The sequence below is a fragment of the Priestia sp. YIM B13491 genome (genome assembly GCF_042787605.1).
Classification (GTDB): Bacteria; Bacillota; Bacilli; order Bacillales; family Bacillaceae_H; genus Priestia; species Priestia megaterium_E.
Map to the genome: position 1 here is coordinate 1 of NZ_JBHZOR010000005.1, position 19,235 is coordinate 19,235.

Consider the following 19,235-nt stretch of genomic DNA (forward strand, 5'->3'; position numbering starts at 1 on the left):
CATGTATTAGGCACGCCGCCAGCGTTCATCCTGAGCCAGGATCAAACTCTCCGAAGAAATGTTTGACTTGCTCAATTTAAAAAATAAAAATTAACGTTGACGTTTGTCGCTTTGTTCAGTTTTCAAAGTTCAACCGCCGCTCTTAAGCGACTTTACCATCATAACAAGTTGCAAGCTAGTTGTCAACAAGTTTTTTTATTTGTTTATCACTTCGATGTTTGCTTTAGCAGTTCATCTTAGCGACATTTAATAATATACCACGCCTTCTTTTATTGCGCAATAGTTTTTCGATATATTTTTAAAAACTATTTTCTTGTAAGTGAAACGCTAGCCAATTAATAGATACTAGCATATCTAGAGCCACACTAGCATAATGTCTATTAAATCATTATCCGCCAAGGAGGCGTTCACTTGGATACCTTAATTGCAGCTGCACTCTATTTGTCCTTTTGTATGTCTATTCTCTTAATTTCACTTGCTTATTGGGAATCAATTCAAATCTCTAATAAAGAAGGAAAAGTCAACGGCCTTTCATTTATTTCACTTTCAACATTCAGCATGATTTTTTGTTTGTTTACTTCATATTTTTATACCATTCTTTATTAATATGATGTTACGTTGTCTTCTTAATAAAAAGGAGACATTTCTTTATTTTATTACAATATTCGCATTCGGTATACTCACTTATTGAAATCAATACGATAAATTCAGTTACTCCCCTTCTTCATACGTACAGTGGACAATGAAGGAATTTGTCGAATGATTTTTTGGAACACTTTCTTTAAATTTGATAAACTACTTTTAGAAAACGCTTTCATATACACTTTAACATTATTCAAGGAGGAAACCAAATGAAACCATTGCTTGAATTAACGGTTGGAGAACTTTTAAAAGAAAGTACAAAAAAGTTTGGGCATCAAGAAGCGGTTATTTACTCTGAACAAAATATTCGCTATACGTACGCGGAATTTTATCAAGAAACCTCTCGAGTTGCAAAGGCCCTTCTAGCCACCGGTCTCAAAAAAGGCGACCATATCGCTATCTGGGCTACCAATGTGCCGGAATGGTTACTTCTTCAATTCGCAGCAGCTAGAATAGGCGCTGTTTTGGTTACCCTTAATACAAGTTATCAATCCTCTGAATTAGAGTATGTATTGAGGCATTCTGATACAACAGCGCTATTTTTCATTGATGAATTTAAAAGCACTTCTTATACATCTATTATCACCGGTATTGAACATAATCTTCCCAAACTAAAACATCTTATAAACTTAAGTGGATCAAGCGAACATACGTCTTGGAACGAGTTTTTAATGAGTAGCTTAATGGTATCGGATGAGGTTCTCGATAAGCATGAACAATCCCTACATATCCATGATGTTATCAATATGCAATATACTTCCGGAACAACAGGTTTTCCAAAAGGAGTTATGCTAAGTCACCATAATATAGTAAACAACGGCTTTTTAGTTGCTCAGTCTATGAAACTGACCAACGAAGACCGCTTATGCATCCCAGTTCCTTTCTTTCATTGCTTTGGATGTGTGCTGGGTGTTCTAGCATGCGTATCTGTAGGTGCTACTATGCTACCGATTATTGAATTTCAACCTGCCTCTGTTTTACGCACCGTAGAGAAAGAAAAATGTACAGCTCTTCACGGTGTACCCACTATGTTTATTGCGGAATTAAATGCACTTGAGTTTGATCAATATGATTTATCTACTCTTCGCACAGGAATCATGGCTGGTTCTAATTGTCCAGCAGAAGTAATGAAGCGAGTCATACATGACATGGGCATCAATGAAATTACCATCGCCTATGGTCAAACCGAAACGTCTCCTGTAATCACCCAAACAACCCCAACTGATTCTATCGAGCGGCGAGTACAAACGGTTGGCAAAGTTCATAATCATGTACAGATTCAAATTATTAATCCAGTTACAGGTAAACCAGCTTCTTTCGGAGAACAAGGAGAACTTTGTGCAAAAGGATATTTAACAATGAAAGGATATTACAAAATGCCGGAAGAAACAGAAAAAACAATTGTAGAAGGTTGGCTACATACAGGAGATTTAGCTACCATCGATAAGGATGGCTATGTAAAAATTACAGGACGTCTAAAAGATATGATTATTAGAGGCGGAGAAAATATTTATCCAAGAGAAATTGAAGAGTTTTTATATAAAATACCCGAGGTAGAAGATGTTCAAATTGTCGGTATTCCTGATCCAAAGTATGGAGAACGAGTTGCTGCATGCATTAAACTCAAGCAACATTCTTTGCTTACCGCTCAAGAAATCCAAGACTTTTGCAAAGGTAAGCTTGCTCATTTCAAAATTCCGGAACATATTTATTTTATAGACGACTTTCCCATGACGGCATCCGGCAAGATTCAAAAATATAAATTAAAAGAAAAGATCGTAGCGCTTTATAAATAATCAGATTTTTTCGAATTTTACCTGTCATTATGAAGAAAAGTTTACTATACTGATACATATCTGTTTTTCTTCTTTCATACAGATATAAACAACAATGTTTATTGAAATAGGTGAAAATAATGGAAAATGAAATGTTGCTCAAATTAGGTATTTCCGCTGTACTTGGTCTTATTATTGGAATTGAAAGGGAACTAAAACGAAAGCCTGTTGGTTTAAAAACATCTCTCGTAATTTCCATTATTAGCTGTTTACTCACGATTGTTTCGATTGAGTCTTCTCAAATTTTTAATAAAGGTGATCATATCACAATGGACCCGCTTCGTCTGGCAGCTCAAATTGTTTCTGGAATTGGTTTTTTAGGGGCGGGCGTCATTTTACGAAAAGAAAATGACAGCATCTCAGGGCTTACAACAGCGGCTATTATCTGGGGAGCAGCAGGTATAGGCATTGCTGTAGGTGCAGGGTTTTATCCTGAAGCTATTACCGGAGTTGTACTGCTCATTATCAGCGTTGAACTTCTTCCCTTCCTTATTACTATTTTGGGGCCTAGGCAACTGCGTGAGAAAGAGCTTATTCTTCAACTCAAGCTGGCGGATAAGCACAATATCTTTGATACAACTAATAGCATTAGAGAAAAGAATATTACAATTAAAAATATTCGAATCAAAGATTTAGACACCAATGAATTGTATATAAGAATGAAAGTGTCAGTTAATAACCAGCGCCCTACTACAGAAGTGTATTACGAAATTCAAAAAATCAGCGGTATTCGAAGCATTGAAGTTGAAAATGTATAAATAAAAAACGGCCAACTGGCCGTTTTTTATTTGTATTTTTTAATCTGTTGTAAAAATTCCCGCTGTTTTACTAGAGACAGCCGGTATTGATCATCGATAATTTCTGTTAATAACTCATGTTTACGGCTCTTTGACACATTTAATCTGTGGATAAGAACTCTGCATTCATACAAAAACTGTGTATACTGTGTGTAACTCTCATCATAACTTGAGGATAAGTCTTCTTTGATTCGTTTTGTCAACAAAGGACTAGCACCATCTGTGGATATTGCTAGCGATAATCTCCCTCTAGAAAACTGTGCAGGAATTTGAATATTTCCATCAGAAAAACTGCTGGCCATATTAACCAACTGATCATTTTTAATATGCTGCTTAACGAACTTATTCACAGCTTGATCATTTGTAGCCACAACAATTAAAAAGACATTAAGTAAGTCTTCTTCTCCTACTTTTTTTCTTTTTACACGCAGCTGATCTTTAGCTTCCCATTCATTTATTTCAGCTGAAACAGTTGGAGCAACCACTGTAATGGCTGCTCCTTCTTGTAAAAAACCTTTAATTCTACGAGTTGCGATTGTTCCGCCCCCAACTACTAAGACCGAACGACCCTTTAAATCAAGCATAACGGTATACATCGTATTGATTTCCTTTGCTCGATAATAACGTTTTTACTTGGTGATTTAAAATGTGTGCAAGTCCATCGTGATAACCTAGATAGTTGGCTAAAATAAACTGCTGGGCATCTGTTGATAGCTGCTCCAATTCTCCCTTAATTTCGTTCATTAAAATACCGGTAAACAAAAGGTACGGAAGAACGAATACTTGCTTATACGAAGTTCGTTTAGCAAGGTGCAGGCCTTCTTTTAAATTAGGAGAAGCTGCAGCTAAATAGCACGTGCTCACTTCTTTAAAAGCACCTTTGCCTTTTAGCAGTTGAGCTATTTCGTTAAAATCTTTTTTTACAGCAGGATCACTGCTTCCTCTGCCGACCAACAATACCATCGAATCTTCATGCTTATCCACATTGGTTTCATTGATTCTCTCTACCAAGATATCAACAATTCGTTCGTCCACGCCGAACGGTTCTCCGTACAGCACTTCTACCTGGGGATAACGTTCATATACTTTGTGTATTTCTTCAGGTATATCTTGCTTTGCATGCGCAGCTTTTAATAACAGAAGGGGCACAATTGCAATACGGGTAGCACCTTGTTCAATACACGCTTCAAATCCTTGTTCAATAGTGGGGGAAGCTAGTTCTAGGAAACAAACTTCTTGAATCGGTACATCTAGATTTTCTTTACATCTTTCAATAAAAGCAACTGCCTGATCAGCGCCTTCTTTTACGCGGCTGCCATGGCAAACATATAAAACTGCATCCATATAATCAACCTCTTTAGTAAGCTTCTTGTGCAAACGAATAGTAATGCTGTCCAGTCTTCTCAAACCAATTTAATCGGTCATGAAAATTCACAACTTCACCAACGATAATCATACTTGGATTTTCAATTTGTTCTTCTTTAACAATATCAACAATTGTACCAAGAGTTCCAGTTACAGTGCGCTGGTCGGCACATGTTCCCCAGTGAATCAATGCAATTGGCGTAGCTGAAGTTTTTCCGTGTTTCATTAACTGTTGGCAAATGTACGGTAAGTTCCGCACCCCCATGTAAATTGCAAGAGTATCTACACCTTTGGCTAGGCTATCCCATTTGATTGCATCATGCTCGCTATCTTTACGATGGCCTGCTACAAAAGCAAAGCTTGCGCTGTATTCCCGGTGAGTGACAGGGATTCCTGCATAAGCAGCAGCTGCGATGCCTGATGTAATTCCTGGAACAATTTCAAATGAAATGCTCTGCTGCACGAGAGCTTCTGCTTCTTCCCCTCCGCGTCCGAAAACAAATGGATCTCCGCCTTTTAAGCGCGTTACAATTTTTCCTTTTTTAGCGAATTTCACTAAAAAGTTGTTAATTGTTTCTTGCTTGAGGGTATGATAGTTCGGAAGCTTTCCGCAGTAAATGATATCTGCATCACTTTTAGCATACTCCAGCAGGTCCTTATTCACTAAACGATCATATAAGATAACATCTGCTTGCTGAATTGCTTTCAGCCCTTTTAATGTAATTAAATCTGGATCCCCCGGTCCTGCACCGACTAGATATACTTTCCCCATGAATGCCTTTCACCCTTCCATCATTTCCACGTCTCCGCAGCGCTCCCACATTTTAATTTGAATTAGAACAGCGGACAAAGTCCGCTGTCATTTAGATAAATTTTCGGTTAGCTAAATATTCAATAACAGTTTGTACACATTCTTCTACAGACTGTGTGCTTGTATTAATTGTTAATTCAGGGTTAGCCGGCGACTCATACGGAGAATCAATTCCTGTAAAATCACGGATTTCTCCGCTTCTTGCTTTTTTGTAAAGCCCTTTTGGATCTCTTTTTTCACACTCTTCTAACGGACACTCCACGTATACTTCCAAAAATTCATTTCCCTCTAAGATCTCACGCACTTGAGCGCGGTCCTCTTGGAATGGAGAGATAAATGCTGTTAGTACCACTTGACCGCTGTCTACAAATAGCTTAGAAACCTCACCGATACGGCGAATATTTTCTGTACGATCTTCAGCAGAAAACCCTAGATTCTTATTTAAGCCGAAACGAACATTGTCACCATCTAATACATAGTTGCGAATATTTTTATCAAAAAGCGCCTTTGCCACTGCGTTTGCTACGGTAGATTTACCTGAACCCGAAAGACCTGTAAACCATAATACAAAACTGTGATGATTATTTTGCTCGCGTCTTTCCTCTTTTGTAATTCCAGCATCATGCCACGTAATGTTTGTTGATTTGCTCACTTCAACCGCTCCTTATTTTGAAGATACTTTTTGTTTTGCTAATCCTTTAATTAACACTTCAATTACTTCTTTACGGCTGAATGTGCTTGGTGGCACTTCTCCGTTACGAAGCATTTCACGTACCTTTGTTCCAGATAGAATCATATGATCTTCCTTGCTGTGAGGGCATGTTTTCGTTGATGCCATCGATTCACACTTCTTGCAGTAGAAGCTGTGTTCAAAGAATAAAGGTGTAATTCCTAATTCATCTGCTGTAAAGTTACTGAAGATTTTCTGTGCATCATATGTTCCGTAGTAGTCACCAACACCAGCGTGATCACGGCCTACAATGAAATGCGTGCATCCAAAGTTTTTTCGAACCATTGCATGAAAAATCGCTTCTCTAGGTCCAGCATAACGCATCGCAGCAGGGAAAACTGCTAAAGCTACACGATCGCTAGGATAATAGTTCTCTAAAAGTACTTCATAACTTTCCATACGGATATCTGCTGGGATATCATCTGACTTTGTTTCTCCTACAAGAGGATTTAAGAACAGGCCGTCTACAATTTCTAATGCCGTTTTTTGAATATATTCGTGCGCACGGTGAACAGGGTTACGAGTTTGGAATCCAACAACCGTTTTCCAACCGCGTTCTTCAAATGCTGCTCTTGTTTCAGTTGGATCTAGGTAATACTTTTCAAAACGCGTTTTAGGTGTACGTTCTACAAGTACGATTGGACCTGCTACGTATACATTTGGGCGTTCCATCATTTTTTTCACGCCAGGATGAGCAAGTTCTGCTGTGCGGTACACATTTTCCGCTTCTTTTTCTTTATTAGGCGTATATACTTCAGAGACTTCTAAAACACCATACGTTACGCCGTTTTGAACAAGCTTTACTTTGTCGCCAATGTTTAATTCTTTAGCTTGCTCTTCTGTTACAGGAAGAGTGATAGGAATACTCCATACTGTTCCATCTGCTAAACGCATATTTTCAACAACTGATTGATAATCTTTTTCTCCTAAAAATCCTGTAATTGGGCTGTAAGCACCAATTCCAATTAGTTCTAAATCACTTAGAGCCATGTTATCTACTTCGATTTCTTTTGTTAGTGAAGTGTAGTCATATGTTGGTTGATATAAATTAATTAATTCTCCACCGTGTGCTTGAATTGTTGTCATTTTGTAAAATCCTCCTTAAATAATTAACACAATATAATAAAAAGCACTTGAATCACGCAGTCATTTTTTCTTTTTCCGACTGCAAGTTTGCTCTTTTTCTTCTAGTCGCTCTAGCTAAGCTTAGAACACCTGCTGTGGCAATGCAGCCGCTAGCTAGCACCACAAATGAATATAAGTCGCTTTCAAGTACTAATTTCACAAGAACATATGAGATTACGAGTGAAAATACGGGGGATACCACCCAAACCTTTAACATTTGAATGACCACTTCACGCTGTTCTTTCGTGAATCCCGTTTTCGCTGCTCCTATTCCAATAATAGAAGACGTAGTGACCTGTGTAAGCGGTACTGGCAAACCAAAAAGTGAAGCTGCTGTAACAAGAGAAGCACCAGTACCCGAGATAATGCACCCTTCTCCTACAGAATAGCGAGTAATTTTTTTCCCGTTTGTTTCAATAACTCGGCCGCCTAGTAAAAGAGCTCCGAGCGCCACAGCCAGTCCTCCTGCTATGACACCCGTTGTGGCATCCATTAATCCAGCTCCTACTAGAGGACCGACAGCATTTGCCACGTTATTCATTCCAGCTGAGAAGGCTTCAAAAAATCCCGTGGCTATAACTAAAATCGTTAAAACTCTTTTCCACTTTCCCTCTGCTTCTTTTTTATGCGCTCTGCGTTTTATCACTTTTCCAATCAGAAAAGCAATGACAAATGAAACCAGCGGAACAATAATCCAAAAAGACATGACAACTAAAAGTTTTTCCACATACAGAGATTGATAAGCTACTCCTACTCCAACAACTGAACCAACCGTTACTTCACTTGTTGATAGAGGGATACCAATTAAATTTGCGAAAAAGAGTGACAGCGTTGCAGCAGCCAGAATGATAATAACTAATTCTACTGACAGCAATTTTTCAGGTATGATACCTGAACTGATGGTTTTTACCACCTCGCCGCCTCCGATAATGGCTCCGAGCACAATACCTACAGCACAGATGAACAAGGCTACTCTTCGCTTTTTAATCGCACCGGAGCCGTATGAAACGCCCATAGCTGCTGCTGCACCGCTTGCCCCGATATTCATTGCAAAAAAAAGCGCAATGATAAAGGCAACATATAAAAGCATCATTTATTCAGCTCTTTCGTATTTAAGATTCGTGTAATCCGCATTCAACTTTTTGTGTACCTGCCCATCTTCCTGAACGTAAATCGTCTACATTGTAGGCAGGTGCGGTACAAGGCTCACAGCCGATGCTTGGGTAGCCTTGATCATGAAGTTTGTTATATGGTAAATCATGCTTATACACATAGCGCCAAACTTCTTTCCAAGACCAATGAATCAACGGGCAGACTTTAACTTTCTTGAATTTCTCATCTTTATTAAAATAATTCGTGTTGGCACGAGATTCAGACTGCTCGCGTCTCAAACCAGAAATCCACGCATCATAAGGAGCAAGAGATTCCCTTAACGGGATGATTTTTCGAATTTGACAGCATAGGTTAGGCTGACTCTTCCAAAGCTCATCTCCATGTTTCTCAGCTTGTTCTGCAAGAGTTAAATCTGGTTTTTTTATATGAATACGCAAATCAGGAAAGCGTTCTTTAATTGCATCAATCACTTCATATGTTTCTTTAAAATGAACGCCCGTATCTAAAAAGACAATTTCAGCATCTTTTTTCACTTTTGAAATTAAATCAATTAACACGATCCCTTCAATACCAAAGCTTGATGCGTAAATAATTGAATCTCCGTAGGTATCATACGCCCACTGCAATGCTGAAAGGGCTCCTTTTGTTTCATCTTCACTGTCGAACTCTGGAAATGTATCACTCCAGTTTTCGTACGTATATAAGTCTGCCATTTTCTTCACTCCAATTCTTAGTTATCCGCGTTATCCAATAAAAAAAGACGGTTTTACCCACTAGAATTGGATAAAACCGCCTCTAGTGTGTCTAGTCAGCGAAACTATTTAATTCTTACTTTTCTTCGACGTGCTCAAAGATTCGTTTTAAGTCGGGGGTTACAGTCATTGATGTCCCTCCTTAAATTATCGCTTGCGCTATATCAAAATAAAAAGTCTTCCATATTGAAAGACTGGGTAGGCAATAAATTTTTACCTTATCTTTCAAAATGATACACACTTTGCTGGAATTAGCACCTTGCTAAGCAGGTTGCCGGGGTTCAGCGGGCCAGATCCCTCCACCACTCTTGATAAGCATTTTTTAAAAATTTTAGCATATTTAGAATATTTGTCAACATTAAAAATCATATATCCGATAAGAAAACTATACTTTAAATTCACAGAAATATCTATACTTTTATTTAAAACAACATATGTAAATTTAAACCAAATGTGAACATATCAGTTTGTAAAACGCTTTCTTTTTCCTCAACTTTTTATATTCTCTTCCTAAATAAAACACAACACCTCTCTATAAAATTAATAAGGGATTTATAAGCTTTACGGATAATTCACCCACATTAGCACACATTACAGATAACACTGACTGACAGATAGGAGCTATATAAGATGGAGAGACATTCCTTTCAATTAGACGATACAATTAAAAATAATGTGCGAACATATTTACAGCAAATTTCAACTGAAGCCTCTAATTTAATTAAACATTTAGATACGAGTGATCATTGTATCCTATGTGATTTTGAGGAGATGAGAAGGTTATTTCAAGATGTTCAAGCTACGGCCGCCTCTTATTACTTGCGTCATTATCTATCGCCTTATACATTTGAATATGCTGCTCTGTCCTTAGCTATTCATAACCTTTCTGAGAAACGTCACGGCGCTTTAATTGTCATTGAACGGGAACAAAATGTAGACCCTCTTATTCAAAAGGGAATGCCTATTCAAGCTCCTGTCAGCGCTACGCTAGTTGAGACACTGTTCTACCCAGGGACACCCTTACATGACGGAGCCGTCCTAATTAGAAATAATCAGCTTATCTCAGCTGCTAATGTTTTACCTCTCTCGTCTATTATTTCAACGACCAAAAAATTGGGAACACGTCACCGTGCAGCCATTGGAATGTCGGAAAAATCGGATGCATTAATTTTAGTTGTATCTGAAGAAACAGGCAAAATTTCGTTTGCTCTTGATGGAAGCCTCTACCCTATTCACTCCAGCAAAAATATGATTTAAGAGCCCTTCCCTGATAAGCAGCCCCATCTTGACTTCTATATCCTTTCTCTTTAATATATTTCATAGTTTTTACATACTATAGATACGGGTGATGCATATGACAATTTTAAAATTTGAACATGTAGGCGTTCAAGTAAAGGATATAGAAGAATCTATTGAGTTCTATACGCAAAAAGTGGGATTAGAGCTCATCGAAACACTACCACATACCGATCCGTCTTTGAAGCTAGCTTTTCTAGGTTTAGAAGGCAATGTAATCGTAGAGTTAATTCAAGGGTATAACTCAAGCTTACCTAACGAAGGTAAAGTTCATCATTTTGCGCTGGCGGTAGACGGAATTGAAGAGGAGTTTGAGCGTTTAAAATCAGCAGGTGTTTCATTTGTGGAAGAAAACATTGTAACTTTGCCAAATGGAGCAAGATACTTATTTTTCTACGGTCCAGACAAAGAATGGATTGAATATTACGAAGTAAAAAGATAAAGATATCTTATACCTTCAGTGAAAAATGGTCATACTGTGGCTATGACTAATCACTGGAGGTTTTTTTATGATGGAATGGCTATTATTTCGACTTTTCCGTCGTTCTATTTTAGTGCGGCTTCTTTTTATTATCGGCTGCCTTGTTCTACTTTTTGGCATGCTTATACATTTCCTAGAGCCGCAAACGTTTGGGAATGTATTTGAAGGAATTTGGTGGGTTATTATTACAATCTCTACTATAGGGTACGGTGATTTTGCTCCGACCACTACGATTGGAAGGTTAGCTGCAATTATTTTAGTCCTGATCGGAACGGGATTTATTACCACTTATTTTGTTACGCTTTCTAAAATTGCTGTTTCCGCTGAGAGCGCTTATTTGGAAGGAAATTTAAAATTTTATGGAAAAGATCACTTCATCGTTGTTGGGTGGAATGAGCGCGCCAAACTCGTGTTAGAGTCTTATCGCGACGCATTTCATAAAGAAGACATTGTTCTTATCGACGACTCTCTGACTAAAAATCCCATGATTTGTGATCGCGTTCATTTTATTAAAGGAAGTCCTTCTCATTATGAAGTATTAGAACTTGCCAACGCTCGGTACGCAAAAAAAGTGCTGATTACTGCCGATCAGCATAAGACAGAAGAATATGCAGACATGAATACTATTGTTACGTTAGTCGCTCTGCAAGGATTGAACCCTTCTATTTACAGCATCGTTGAACTGTTAACAAAAAAGCATATTCAAAATGCACAAAATTTGGGAGTGAATGAAATGATTAAAACAAATGAGTTGATTAGTCAAGTCATGTACGAACATATTTTTGTGAAAAAATTAGAGAGTTTAAAAAAAGAATAGTTCCTTCAATTACTGAAGCAGCGCATCTTCTGCCTCTCTAATTAGCTCTTCTCCTAAGCTGATATACTTTTCTGGAAATGAAGCGTCTGCGTCTTGGGGTTCTGCAAACTGATTAAATGAAGCACTCACATTTCCATTGTGAACATCGTCATCTAGACCAATTTGATATTTATGTGAAAGTAAAAATGGCGTCCCAATCTGTACTGTTGTTCCTTTAGAATCCAGTTCTCCGTTCGTAGCTGTAAACGGGATACGTAAAAACTGATAGCCGACTTCATCATTCATCTTATAGTCGAATGAACCATGGTCGTAATCCCAATTCCCTCCAATGTTATACCCAAGCGGCTTAAGCGTTTTTTCTAATTCGTAAAGCTTAAATAATGTTCCCTCTAATCTTGAAGATAATTCAATCATGTTATCCCTCCTCTGTTTTAACATGTCCTTTTTCCAGCGTTTTATCCTTTATCTCAAAAGCAAAAAAGAGGTTGAGACATAACTAAATGAATCCAACCTAAAGACGAACAAACTGGATAAAGCAGCTCGTATAAATCGCTTGTGACACCGCAGTTGATGTCCGTACAAGGCTTCGCTTTCCGCGGGCGGGCGCTGAGCCTCCTCGTCACTTGCGCTCCAATCAACTGTTAGAAGGACCTAAACAGATGAAACTATATTCACCATAACAAAAAAAACGAACCACTAATCAAACATGTTGATCAATGGTTCGTTTTTCACTTGGACTAAAATACTTTTGTACCGCCCTCTTTTTACTTATTTCAAACGCTTTTCTAATTCAGCTTTTTTCTCTTCAAAACCAGGTTTTCCAAGAAGAGCAAACATATTTACTTTGTATGCTTCTACTCCCGGCTGATCGAATGGGTTTACGCCTAATAAATAGCCGCTGATTGCACATGCTTTTTCGAAGAAATATACAACATATCCGAACGTATACTCATCTAGCGCAGGAATGTTCACAACTAAGTTTGGAACGCCTCCATCTGTGTGAGCAAGCATTGTACCTTGGAACGCTTTTTTATTTACAAAGTCAACTGTTTCACCAGCTAAGTAATTTAATCCATCTAAGTCCGCTGCATCTTCTTCAATTGTTAGCTCATGACGAGAATCTTGAACTTGTACAATTGTTTCAAAAATATCACGACGACCTTCTTGTACATATTGACCTAAAGAATGAAGATCCGTTGAGAAGTTAGCAGATGAAGGGTAAATACCTTTTTGGTCTTTTCCTTCACTTTCGCCAAATAACTGTTTCCACCACTCAGCAAAGTATTGAAGAGCTGGCTCATAGTTAATCAGCATTTCAATTGTTTTTCCTTTATTATAAAGCACATTACGAGCTACAGCATATTGATAAGCTGGGTTCTCTTCTAGCTCTGATGATGAGAATGCTTCTTGAGCATCAGCTGCCCCTTTCATCATTTGTTCGATATCAAGACCCGCAGCGGCAATTGGTAATAAGCCAACCGCTGTTAATACTGAATAACGGCCGCCTACATCATCTGGAATAACAAATGTTTCATAGCCTTCTTCGTCCGCTAATGTTTTTAATGCGCCGCGCGCTTTATCTGTTGTTGCATAAATACGCTTGCGTGCTTCTTCTTTGCCATATTTCTCTTCTAATAATTTACGGAAGATACGGAAAGCAATCGCTGGTTCTGTTGTTGTACCAGATTTTGAAATAACATTAATAGAGAAATCTTTATCTTGTAAAACATCCATTAAGTCTTTCATGTATGTTGAGCTGATGTTGTTACCAGCAAAAATAACTTGCGGAGTTTTACGCTGTTCTTTTGATAATGTGTTATAGAATGAATGCTGAAGCATTTCAATAGCAGCACGAGCACCTAAGTAAGATCCTCCAATACCGATAACAATTAATACATCTGAATCAGATTTAATTTTTTCTGCACTTTTTTGAATGCGTGCAAATTCTTCTTTGTCATACTCCGTAGGAAGGTTGACCCATCCTAAAAAGTCATTTCCAGCACCTGTTTTCTCATGAATTGAATGGTGAGCTACTTTCACGGCATCACGTAAGTATGTAAGTTCATGTTCACCAAAAAATGATAACGCGTTTGAATAATCAAAACGAACATGTGTCATAGTTTGTTCCTCCATTAAAATATCTTTATTTTTCACTTTATCGAAACTGTTAGCTGAATTCAAGTGAATCCACTTACAATTTGACACAATCATTATAGTTTGTTGAAACTGCAATCATTGTATGTACCCTTTTATTTAACGATAAATTCAGTTGTGAAGTCAACTAATGTTCTTTGATTACAGGACGTAATTCATGCACGATTACGCAAATAATAAGCAAATGAAAAACGACTAAAGAGTGGTCTTCAATCGTTTTTTATTTGCTTATCGGGTGGTGTAATATAGTTCATTTCACCTATTTTCACATATTGTCTCGGTTTATAAGAGGCTTTTAAAAGGGAAGAGTCTATTGATATGGAATTTTCAGCTTGGTTTTTAGAAGTGAGTAGCATCCTGTTTTCTTCTTTCATTTCCAAGTGATTATTCAGCACAAATCCGCTCATACATAATGCGGTAAAAATGAGAAAACTGATGGCTATTTGTTTCCTATACATTTCCATCACCTCACTCTTAGAGTGACAATTTCGAGTGATTTTTATACGTTCAAAAAATTTTTTTGTGTTTTTTTTTATGGATTTTGTGACGAGTTTCTATTTATTTAATAAGGTTTGAAAAATCCGCTGATACTAAGAAATAGCATGGATGCATGCATAATTAAATTATTATATAATCGGTTACAGAATTGAATATCACAAGGAGGTTTGTCTTTTGTCGTGGTTGCACTTGGTGATTTTATCGCCTTTTTTATTAGCCTTTTTTGTCCCCCTTCTGTATAGGAAATTCCAGCGTATTCATACAGGATGGTTTGTTTTACCTCTTCCACTTGTGTTGTTCATTTATTTCACACAATATATCAGTGGTGTTTCTAAGGGGGAAACATATCTACATTCAATGAAATGGATACCTAGTCTGGGCATTAACTTTGATGCCTATGTGGATGGACTTGGTCTTCTGTTTTCTCTATTAATCACCGGAATTGGGACACTTGTTATTCTTTACTCCATTTATTATCTTTCTAAAACAAAAGAAGCACTGCATTCGTTTTATGTCTATTTGCTTCTTTTTATGGGGTCGATGCTAGGAGTTGTATTATCAGACAACCTAATGAGCCTTTACAGCTTTTGGGAATTAACAAGCCTTTCATCTTTTTTATTGATTGGTTATTGGTATAAACGAGAGAAATCTCAATACGGAGCCTTAAAATCTATGCTCATTACCGTATTCGGAGGACTTTCCCTATTAGCAGGAATTGTGCTTTTATACGTCATGACAGGTACTTTCAGCATACGCGAAATTATCTCAAACGTAGATGTAGTCACATCAAGTCATCTATTCATTCCAGCTCTAGTCCTCATTTTATTAGGGGCCTTTACAAAATCTGCTCAGTTTCCTTTTCATATTTGGCTGCCAGATGCAATGGAAGCTCCAACCCCAGTGAGTGCATACCTTCATTCAGCCACAATGGTAAAAGCGGGCATTTATCTTTTAGCAAGACTTAGCCCTGTTTTTGCTATAAGCGCCACTTGGTTTTTTGCTATTTCAATTATAGGACTAATTACACTGTTTTGGGGCTCATTTTCAGCAGTAAAGCAACAAGACCTGAAAGGGATTTTAGCTTTTTCAACCATTAGTCAGCTCGGGATGATTATGTCACTTATAGGAGTAGGTAGCGCAGCTATTCACTATGATTTTTTAGACGATAATATCTACTTAGTAGCTCTTACTGCGGCGGTCTTCCATTTGATTAACCACGCTACCTTCAAAGGCAGCTTGTTTATGGTAGTAGGGATTGTCGATCATGAAACAGGCACGCGTGACATTAGAAAGTTAGGCGGGTTAATGAGCTTCATGCCTGTGACATTTACCATTGCTATCATCGGGGGATTTTCAATGGCGGGTCTTCCTCCCTTTAATGGATTCTTAAGTAAAGAGATGTTTTTTACAGGCATGGTAAACGTGACAAAAATGGATATGTATAGCATGCAGACGTGGGGAATTTTGTTGCCTATCATCGCTTGGTTAGGAAGTATTTTCACTTTCGTCTATAGTATGATTCTTGTCTTTAAAACCTTTACAGGCAAATACCAGCCCGAAAAACTAGAGAAGAAGCCGCATGAAGCACCAGTAGGTATGCTTATTTCACCTGTTATTTTAGCATCACTGGTTGTTATTTTCGGCTTTGCTCCTAATTTATTAGAATCAACCCTTATTGAGCCAACAATGGCCTCTATCGCACCTAGCCTGCTAGCTGAAGGTAAAGAATATCAAGTGCATATTAAATTTTGGCATGGCTTTACGCCAGAATTATTTATGACGCTAGGGGTCATCATATTTGGTATTTTGTTATTTATGACGATTCAAAAGTGGTCAAAAATTTATACACGATTCCCTTCTTCTTTAACGCTTAATAACGGCTATAATTATGGAATTAAAGGGATGGAAAAAGGGTCAACACGTATCATGAAAACATTAATGACAGGATTTATTAGAGACTATCTTTTAATCATTTTTACTTTCATAGGCATTTTACTTCTCGTGACGCTCTTTTCTCAGAATGCCTTTGCAATTGATTTAAAAGATACTGCTTCTATAGGCGTTTATGAAGCCATATTAGCAGTCGTAATGGTTGCGGCTACTATTACAACTTTATTGGCAAAATCACGCCTCACAGCTATTATTTCGCTCGGAGTTGTCGGGTATACGCTCTCTTTATTTTTCGTACTATTCCGAGCTCCTGACTTAGCTTTGACTCAATTAGTTATTGAAACTGTATCGGTATCCCTGTTTTTACTATGTTTCTACTACTTGCCCGAGTTTCGGAAGCGAAAAGTAAGGGTGAAGTTTCAGCTGCCAAACTTACTGGTTGCTCTTCTTGTAGGAACGACGGTTACACTGCTTGGCATATCAGCAAACAGTACGAAACTATTTGAATCGATTTCACATTACTTTATTGAAAACAGCTATGAAAAAGCAGGCGGCGAAAACATGGTGAACGTAATCCTTGTGGACTTCCGCGGATTTGATACACTATTTGAAATTACCGTACTTTGTATAGCAGCTCTTGCTATCTATGGCATGATTCGTCTTCGGTTAACAAAGGAGGAAGAAGAGTGAAAAAAAACGATTTGATACTACAAACCACAACGAAAGTAGTCACGTTTATTATTATCATTTTTGCCATTCATCTTTTCTTTGCAGGTCATTATACACCGGGGGGAGGGTTTGTTGGGGGACTTACTACCTCAGCAGCCCTTGTATTACTACTGCTGGCTTTCGATATAAAAACCGTATCGAAAGTCATCCCATTTGATTATAAGAAGGTCGCGGCTTCCGGACTGCTGCTAGCTATTTTAACTGGGCTTGGGTCATTTATTTTCAAAGTCCCATTTCTAACTCACACATATAGCTACTTTAACCTTCCCCTTCTCGGGAAAACATCTTTAGCTACCGTTGTACTATTTGATTTAGGTGTATATCTAGTAGTTGTTGGTGTGACGATGACCATTATTCAAACGATTGGAGAGAGTGAATAGTGGAAATATTAATGTCCATAGTGGCAGGGATTCTATTCACTGCCGCTGTATATCTCATGTTATCACGCAGTTTACTGCGAATTATTATTGGAACAGGCTTATTAAGCCACGGTGTTCACCTGTTAATTTTAACGATGGGCGGATTAAAAGGGGGGAGTGTTCCCCTTCTGGGAGAAAAGGCTTCTTCTTATACAGATCCTTTACCTCAAGCCCTAATTTTAACTGCCATTGTCATAAGCTTTGGCGTCACTTCTTTTTTCCTTGTACTAGCGTACAGGGCTTATCAAGAACTCGGAACAGACGATATGGACAAGTTAAGGGGAAATGAACATGACGAGTAATTTTGTAATCATCCCACTGCTTATCCCGTTTGTTGTAGGTGTTGTGCTCATTTTTTTCAAAGACAATATTAAACTTCAAAGGATAATCAGTGTTTTATCATTAATCACCACCACTGCTTTTGCTGCCTATTTAGTACAACTGGTTCAGTCAAAAGGTATTTTAACTCACGAGCTTGGGAACTGGAAGCCTCCTTTTGGAATTATTCTAGTAGCGGACATGTTCGCCTCCCTTCTCGTACTTACTGCTAGTGTGGTAACACTATGCTGCGTTCTTTTTGCCTTTCAAACGATTGGGGAAAAGCGTGAACGCTTTTACTTTTATTCATTTGTACAATTTTTATTAGTAGGCGTATTCGGTGCCTTTTTAACAGGTGATATCTTTAACTTATTTGTCTTTTTTGAAGTCATGCTTATGTCTTCGTACGCTCTTATTGTAATTGGCGGTACAAAAGCACAGCTTCGAGAGTCACTTAAGTATATTTTAGTCAATGTCATTTCATCCGCTTTGTTTGTCATTGCCGTTGCTTATTTATATGCCGTAACAGGAACTCTCAACATGGCGGACCTTTCACAGCGAATTGCTGAGGCGAACCAGCCAGGAATTTTAACAACCATTGGCATGCTTTTATTTATCGTCTTTGCCTTAAAAGCAGCTTTATTTCCAATGTATTTCTGGCTTCCAGATTCATATAGTGCGCCTCCGCCGGTTATTATCGGGTTGTTTGGTGCTTTGCTCACAAAAGTAGGCGTTTATTCGATTTTCAGGACTTTCACTTTACTGTTTTACCATCATCCTGAATTTACTCATCAAATTATCGGCTACGTTGCGCTTTTGACTATCGTTGTTGGTGCAGTAGGCGCCATTGCTTATTCGGATGTAAATAAAATCTTAATTTATAACATTATTATTGCTGTCGGAGTCATTGTCTACGGGGTGACCTTGACAACAAACGCAGGTTTTGAAGGAGCTATTTATTATTTAATTCACGACATGATTATTAAAGCAGCTCTATTCCTTCTTGCTGGAAGCATCATTCGAATAACTGGAACAACAAAATTAAAGAAAATGGGTGGGTTAATTAAAGACTATCCGCTGCTTGGCTGGATGTTTTTTATCGCTACTATTTCGTTGGCAGGAATTCCTCCCCTAAGCGGCTTTATTGGAAAATTCCTTTTAGTTCAGGGCGGCTTAGAATCAGAGAGCTACACGTTTGTAGGAGTTTTACTGGTTTCAAGCCTGCTTGTTTTATATTCTGCCATTAAGATTTTCATGAGCTGCTTCTGGGGTGAACCTAAGCTTTCTTCTGAGCATGAAAAAGTATCCCTTAGAGGCATTCTATACCCATCTGCTATCTTACTTGCTGTTTCTGTCTTTTTGGGACTAGGTGCAGAAGCTGTTATTCCTTATGTGTCAACAGCCGCTCAAACGCTTATGGATCCTTCAATTTATATCCAATCGGTGTTAAAGGAGTAGATCTG

At 38.0% G+C, this 19,235-nt stretch carries 19 protein-coding genes and 1 riboswitch; of the genes, 10 read left to right on the forward strand and 9 right to left on the reverse strand.

The window, feature by feature from the left end; translation table 11 throughout:
* Nucleotides 1-411: 411 nt before the first annotated feature.
* The 3 genes from ACFX4E_RS18475 (at nucleotide 412) to ACFX4E_RS18485 (ending at nucleotide 3,235) form a co-directional block, all read left to right on the forward strand.
* On the forward strand, nucleotides 412-606 hold the full coding sequence (locus ACFX4E_RS18475; protein ID WP_028409574.1) for a hypothetical protein: 195 nt from the start codon (nucleotides 412-414) through the stop codon (nucleotides 604-606).
* 245 nt (nucleotides 607-851) lie between these two features.
* Nucleotides 852-2,438, forward strand: coding sequence for an AMP-binding protein (locus ACFX4E_RS18480; protein WP_028409575.1), 1,587 nt, complete (start codon nucleotides 852-854; stop codon nucleotides 2,436-2,438).
* Between the two features lie 119 nt (nucleotides 2,439-2,557).
* Nucleotides 2,558-3,235 carry an MgtC/SapB family protein gene (locus ACFX4E_RS18485; RefSeq protein ID WP_013059577.1) on the forward strand — a complete coding sequence of 226 codons (678 nt, stop codon included), beginning with the start codon at nucleotides 2,558-2,560 and terminating at the stop codon, nucleotides 3,233-3,235.
* Nucleotides 3,236-3,261: 26 nt separating this feature from the next.
* Here ACFX4E_RS18485 and ACFX4E_RS18490 read toward each other — a convergent pair whose 3' ends face one another.
* The 7 genes from ACFX4E_RS18490 to ACFX4E_RS18520 form a co-directional block, all read right to left on the reverse strand.
* Complete coding sequence (locus ACFX4E_RS18490) at nucleotides 3,262-3,870, reverse strand: NAD(P)-binding protein (RefSeq protein WP_028409576.1); 609 nt, start codon at nucleotides 3,868-3,870, stop codon at nucleotides 3,262-3,264.
* On the reverse strand, nucleotides 3,851-4,618 hold the full coding sequence (locus ACFX4E_RS18495) for a sirohydrochlorin chelatase (RefSeq protein ID WP_377259170.1): 768 nt from the start codon (nucleotides 4,616-4,618) through the stop codon (nucleotides 3,851-3,853). The genes ACFX4E_RS18490 and ACFX4E_RS18495 overlap by 20 nt, the downstream gene beginning before the upstream one ends.
* A gap of 13 nt (nucleotides 4,619-4,631) precedes the next feature.
* On the reverse strand, nucleotides 4,632-5,411 hold the full coding sequence (gene cobA, locus ACFX4E_RS18500; protein WP_028409578.1) for a uroporphyrinogen-III C-methyltransferase: 780 nt from the start codon (nucleotides 5,409-5,411) through the stop codon (nucleotides 4,632-4,634).
* A gap of 91 nt (nucleotides 5,412-5,502) precedes the next feature.
* Nucleotides 5,503-6,102 (reverse strand): adenylyl-sulfate kinase, encoded by a 600-nt coding sequence (gene cysC / locus ACFX4E_RS18505; protein WP_014457932.1) that lies wholly within the window; start codon nucleotides 6,100-6,102, stop codon nucleotides 5,503-5,505.
* A gap of 12 nt (nucleotides 6,103-6,114) precedes the next feature.
* Entirely contained in the window at nucleotides 6,115-7,266 is a 1,152-nt protein-coding gene (gene sat / locus ACFX4E_RS18510; protein WP_025752727.1) for a sulfate adenylyltransferase, read from the reverse strand.
* Nucleotides 7,267-7,318: 52 nt separating this feature from the next.
* Entirely contained in the window at nucleotides 7,319-8,398 is a 1,080-nt protein-coding gene (locus tag ACFX4E_RS18515; RefSeq protein ID WP_028409579.1) for a sulfate permease, read from the reverse strand.
* 19 nt (nucleotides 8,399-8,417) lie between these two features.
* Nucleotides 8,418-9,131, reverse strand: coding sequence for a phosphoadenylyl-sulfate reductase (locus ACFX4E_RS18520; RefSeq protein ID WP_028409580.1), 714 nt, complete (start codon nucleotides 9,129-9,131; stop codon nucleotides 8,418-8,420).
* Between the two features lie 254 nt (nucleotides 9,132-9,385).
* Nucleotides 9,386-9,488: riboswitch (SAM riboswitch) on the reverse strand.
* Between the two features lie 312 nt (nucleotides 9,489-9,800).
* Here ACFX4E_RS18520 and cdaS point away from each other — a divergent pair.
* The 3 genes from cdaS to ACFX4E_RS18535 all read left to right on the forward strand — a co-directional run bounded on the left by cdaS (nucleotide 9,801) and on the right by ACFX4E_RS18535 (nucleotide 11,764).
* Nucleotides 9,801-10,427, forward strand: a complete 627-nt coding sequence (gene cdaS, locus ACFX4E_RS18525) for a sporulation-specific diadenylate cyclase CdaS (protein ID WP_034276407.1) — start codon at nucleotides 9,801-9,803, stop codon at nucleotides 10,425-10,427.
* A gap of 97 nt (nucleotides 10,428-10,524) precedes the next feature.
* Complete coding sequence (locus tag ACFX4E_RS18530; RefSeq protein ID WP_013085297.1) at nucleotides 10,525-10,908, forward strand: VOC family protein; 384 nt, start codon at nucleotides 10,525-10,527, stop codon at nucleotides 10,906-10,908.
* A 67-nt stretch (nucleotides 10,909-10,975) separates the two neighbouring features.
* On the forward strand, nucleotides 10,976-11,764 hold the full coding sequence (locus ACFX4E_RS18535) for a potassium channel family protein (protein ID WP_028409582.1): 789 nt from the start codon (nucleotides 10,976-10,978) through the stop codon (nucleotides 11,762-11,764).
* A gap of 9 nt (nucleotides 11,765-11,773) precedes the next feature.
* Here ACFX4E_RS18535 and ACFX4E_RS18540 read toward each other — a convergent pair whose 3' ends face one another.
* Nucleotides 11,774-12,178, reverse strand: a complete 405-nt coding sequence (locus ACFX4E_RS18540; RefSeq protein WP_016765797.1) for a YugN-like family protein — start codon at nucleotides 12,176-12,178, stop codon at nucleotides 11,774-11,776.
* A 354-nt stretch (nucleotides 12,179-12,532) separates the two neighbouring features.
* On the reverse strand, nucleotides 12,533-13,882 hold the full coding sequence (locus tag ACFX4E_RS18545; protein WP_098249463.1) for a glucose-6-phosphate isomerase: 1,350 nt from the start codon (nucleotides 13,880-13,882) through the stop codon (nucleotides 12,533-12,535).
* A gap of 708 nt (nucleotides 13,883-14,590) precedes the next feature.
* Here ACFX4E_RS18545 and ACFX4E_RS18550 point away from each other — a divergent pair.
* The 4 genes from ACFX4E_RS18550 to ACFX4E_RS18565 are packed head-to-tail and all read left to right on the forward strand — an operon-like array spanning nucleotide 14,591 to nucleotide 19,230.
* Entirely contained in the window at nucleotides 14,591-16,996 is a 2,406-nt protein-coding gene (locus ACFX4E_RS18550) for a Na+/H+ antiporter subunit A (RefSeq protein ID WP_098967070.1), read from the forward strand.
* Nucleotides 16,993-17,415, forward strand: a complete 423-nt coding sequence (locus ACFX4E_RS18555; protein WP_013085301.1) for a Na(+)/H(+) antiporter subunit B — start codon at nucleotides 16,993-16,995, stop codon at nucleotides 17,413-17,415. The genes ACFX4E_RS18550 and ACFX4E_RS18555 overlap by 4 nt, the downstream gene beginning before the upstream one ends.
* Nucleotides 17,415-17,756, forward strand: coding sequence for a Na(+)/H(+) antiporter subunit C (locus tag ACFX4E_RS18560; RefSeq protein ID WP_013059592.1), 342 nt, complete (start codon nucleotides 17,415-17,417; stop codon nucleotides 17,754-17,756). The genes ACFX4E_RS18555 and ACFX4E_RS18560 overlap by 1 nt, the downstream gene beginning before the upstream one ends.
* The gene (locus ACFX4E_RS18565; protein ID WP_377238065.1) at nucleotides 17,746-19,230 is read left to right on the forward strand and encodes a Na+/H+ antiporter subunit D; all 1,485 of its coding nucleotides are present in this window, start codon (nucleotides 17,746-17,748) and stop codon (nucleotides 19,228-19,230) included. The genes ACFX4E_RS18560 and ACFX4E_RS18565 overlap by 11 nt, the downstream gene beginning before the upstream one ends.
* Nucleotides 19,231-19,235: the final 5 nt, after the last annotated feature.

Bases quoted from the DNA above. Each gene is read 5' to 3' on its own strand.
- ACFX4E_RS18480 (WP_028409575.1), top strand. From the start codon at position 852: ATGAAACCATTGCTTGAATTAACGGTTGGAGAACTTTTAAAAGAAAGT.
- ACFX4E_RS18485 (WP_013059577.1), top strand. From the start codon at position 2,558: ATGGAAAATGAAATGTTGCTCAAATTAGGTATTTCCGCTGTACTTGGT.
- ACFX4E_RS18490 (WP_028409576.1), bottom strand. From the start codon at position 3,870: ATGTATACCGTTATGCTTGATTTAAAGGGTCGTTCGGTCTTAGTAGTT.
- ACFX4E_RS18495 (WP_377259170.1), bottom strand. From the start codon at position 4,618: ATGGATGCAGTTTTATATGTTTGCCATGGCAGCCGCGTAAAAGAAGGC.
- cobA (WP_028409578.1), bottom strand. From the start codon at position 5,411: ATGGGGAAAGTATATCTAGTCGGTGCAGGACCGGGGGATCCAGATTTA.
- sat (WP_025752727.1), bottom strand. From the start codon at position 7,266: ATGACAACAATTCAAGCACACGGTGGAGAATTAATTAATTTATATCAA.
- ACFX4E_RS18515 (WP_028409579.1), bottom strand. From the start codon at position 8,398: ATGATGCTTTTATATGTTGCCTTTATCATTGCGCTTTTTTTTGCAATG.
- ACFX4E_RS18520 (WP_028409580.1), bottom strand. From the start codon at position 9,131: ATGGCAGACTTATATACGTACGAAAACTGGAGTGATACATTTCCAGAG.
- cdaS (WP_034276407.1), top strand. From the start codon at position 9,801: ATGGAGAGACATTCCTTTCAATTAGACGATACAATTAAAAATAATGTG.
- ACFX4E_RS18530 (WP_013085297.1), top strand. From the start codon at position 10,525: ATGACAATTTTAAAATTTGAACATGTAGGCGTTCAAGTAAAGGATATA.
- ACFX4E_RS18535 (WP_028409582.1), top strand. From the start codon at position 10,976: ATGATGGAATGGCTATTATTTCGACTTTTCCGTCGTTCTATTTTAGTG.
- ACFX4E_RS18540 (WP_016765797.1), bottom strand. From the start codon at position 12,178: ATGATTGAATTATCTTCAAGATTAGAGGGAACATTATTTAAGCTTTAC.
- ACFX4E_RS18545 (WP_098249463.1), bottom strand. From the start codon at position 13,882: ATGACACATGTTCGTTTTGATTATTCAAACGCGTTATCATTTTTTGGT.
- ACFX4E_RS18565 (WP_377238065.1), top strand. From the start codon at position 17,746: ATGACGAGTAATTTTGTAATCATCCCACTGCTTATCCCGTTTGTTGTA.